The 2,901-nt window shown below is 36.9% G+C and carries 2 protein-coding genes; both read right to left on the reverse strand.

Annotated elements, in window-relative coordinates:
• Positions 1–74: 74 nt before the first annotated feature.
• Entirely contained in the window at positions 75–1,922 is a 1,848-nt protein-coding gene (locus AWW78_RS06345) for a bifunctional homocysteine S-methyltransferase/methylenetetrahydrofolate reductase (protein WP_047133144.1), read from the reverse strand.
• Between the two features lie 18 nt (positions 1,923–1,940).
• Positions 1,941–2,657: a HisA/HisF-related TIM barrel protein gene (locus AWW78_RS06350; protein WP_082349066.1), complete on the reverse strand. Its 717-nt coding sequence runs from the start codon at positions 2,655–2,657 to the stop codon at positions 1,941–1,943.
• Between the last annotated feature and the right edge of the window lie 244 nt (positions 2,658–2,901).

Raw genomic sequence — 2,901 nt, forward strand, 5'->3', positions numbered from 1 at the left:
TCTTTTGTTAATTTTTTGCCATCCCTCTTTTTTCGTATGATTTCTACAGGGTTCATTTTTCTTTGGGTTTGTTTTTAAATTTTTTGAAGTATCTCGACGGCGATGTGATATTTTTTAAAAGGTGGGAGTAAATATGCGCCTTGAACTAGATGTTTTGCCTCTTTTAAGAATTGCGCTGATATTTCAACTCCAACTTTACCAGCGTCATCGTGTGCAAGATAAAGTTTTTCACGAACCCAATCGGGGATGTTTATCCCGGGGACTTCATTGTGAAGAAATTCAGCGTGTTTGTAACTTCTAAGCGGTAGGATGCCGAGCATAATTGGGATTTTAAGATGTTCAATTTTTTTGATGAAAAGTTCAAGTGTTCTCATTTCATACAGCGGTTGGGTGAAGACAATTTGTGCACCTGCTTCAACTTTCTTTTCAAGTCGAGAAATTTCATAATCAAGGTTTTGTGCTGTTGGATTTGCTGCGCAAGCAATTAAAAAATTAGTTGGTTCACCAATTGTGTTACCAACTGCATCAAGACCGTGATTCATGTTTTTTAAAATTTTTATAAGCCCTATTGAATCAACATCTGCCACGGTTGTTGCGTGGGGGAAGTCGCCAATTTTTGTTGGATCTCCAGTTATTGCAAGTATATTTTTAATCCCAAGTGCCCATGCGCCAAGAAGAAGCCCCTGTAAGCCAATTAAATTTCTATCCCTGCAGGCAATATGTGTGATGGTCTCAATTCCCACTTTAGTTTCAACAAGATGAGATATGGCAACCGGATCCATTCTAAATCTTGCTCTCGCCCCATCTGTTATATTTACTGCGTCGATTCCATTCTCTTTCAAATACTTTGCACCCTCGATCACTGAGCTCATATCAAGCCCGCGTGGGATGTCAAGCTCAACGGTTGTTAAAAACTTTTTCCCTATATTTTTTGCGAAATTTGATTTTTTATCTTCCGCAGTGATTATTTCAACTTTTGATTCTTTTGGGGGCTCTATTTTTTCATGTTTTTGTTCTTTTATCCTGATGTTAACTTCGGGTCGTTTTAATCTTAAATCTTTTACTGCGTTTGCTATCGCTTTTATGTGTGATGGTGTTGAACCACAACATGCGCCGATTATTTTAACACCCGCTTCGACAAGTTGCTTTGCATATGTTGCGAGATATTCGGGACTTGCGTGGTAAACTGATCGACCATCGACAAGGGTTGGGATTCCAGCAGCGGGTTGAGCAGATAAAATGACATCATCCTGATACATTGATTTTATAATTGAGAACATTCTCTGGGGTCCGACAGTGCAATTTGAACCAACAACTGTTACACCTTTTTCCTTGATGTGTTTTACAACCTCTATTGGGAAGTCCGTGGCAAGAATTGCTCCATCCTCTGGAAATGTTTTTTGGGCTATAAGTGGAATTTTATCCGAGACCTCTTTAACTGCTTCAATTGCAGCATCAAGTTCATTCAAACTAACAAATGTTTCAAGAATTATCAAATCGACGCCAGCTGAAATTAATATTTCTGCCTGTTCTTTTATTACATCCTTAATTTGTTGAGTTTTTATTTTTCCAAGTGGCTCAAGCAATTTGCCCGTTGGTCCAATCGAGCCGGCGACATAGACATCATCACCCGCAACGGATTTTGCTATCTCAACACCTGCTTTGTTAATTTCTTTAATTTTATCTTGAAGATGATAAAACTCAAGCCTGAATCTATTCGCATCGAAGGTATTTGTTTCAATTATCTCAGCCCCCGCCTCAATATACTCACGGTGAATCCTGGCAACTATGTCTGGGTTTAGCAAATTGTGTATACATCGTGGCTGTTCATGATATTCGTAAAGGTCGAGCATTGTGCCCATCGCCCCGTCGCAAATGATGGGTCTATCGTCGAGCAACCTTTCAAGAAAAGGTTTTTTCATCTTTGTTTAAATTTTTGTTTATAAATTTAGTTCCGCTTCAACAATTCTCCAAAGATGCTGGCATGGGAATTTATTGTAATAAAGAGCTCGGTTAATTATAACTGAATCAACGCCATATTTTTCAAATTCGAAAAGCTTGTTTAAATCTTGATAGCCATTTAATTCACCTTCGACCATGATTTTAATCTCTGACTTTTCAGCTACATTCTTAAGTGCTCTAAAGTTAACAGTTCCATCTTCAAGTATATCATTGTAAATAATCCTTTCAATACCAGCTTCTTTTACTTTTTGAATGGTTTCAAAAACAGTTATATCTTCACCAATGAGATTTCCATCTCTCGCTTCAATATGTATAGTGATTCTTTTGGACATAAATTCATTTATAAGTTTTTTCAAAAGTTCTAAATCTTTATAGGCAACAGTATCAAGAGCTATTCTTAAAATCCCATCTTTAATTGCCCGTTTAACACTTTCATAATCTCTAAAACCTCCGCTTGCGATGACAGGTATATCGACTGCGTTAACAATTTTTTTGAACACATCGAGATTTTGCGGTTTACCAGCGATTCTGCCATCGACATCGATCAGGTATAATGCTTTGGCGTTCTCCTTTCTCCATATCTTTGCAACCTCGATCGGATCGTCAGGATAAACTTTTGGGTTTTCGGGTAAACTTTGTATCACACAGGTGCATTTCCCATCTTTTATTTCGATAGCTGGTATTACAAGGATCATTTCATTGTTGCTCCGTTTTTGTATTTAATTAAATCTATTTAAAATTGCTTACTTTTTCAAGAAAAGCTCGAAGCCTCGCAAAATTTGACTTTTATTTTTTAATGTATTAAATTAGGATGAAATTTATCCTATTTAAAAAACAAAATTAGGCAATCTCAAATGATTAAAAAATCAGTTAGCCTTCTACTTTTAGCCTTAGTCGTTTCACTCTCCTTTGGACAAAATGCAACACTAAAAGGGGTTG

The sequence above is a fragment of the Candidatus Kryptonium thompsonii genome (genome assembly GCF_001535985.1).
GTDB classification, from domain to species: Bacteria; Bacteroidota; Ignavibacteria; order Kryptoniales; family Kryptoniaceae; genus Kryptonium; species Kryptonium thompsonii.

Bases quoted from the DNA above. Each gene is read 5' to 3' on its own strand.
- AWW78_RS06345 (WP_047133144.1), bottom strand. From the start codon at position 1,922: ATGAAAAAACCTTTTCTTGAAAGGTTGCTCGACGATAGACCCATCATT.
- AWW78_RS06350 (WP_082349066.1), bottom strand. From the start codon at position 2,657: ATGATCCTTGTAATACCAGCTATCGAAATAAAAGATGGGAAATGCACC.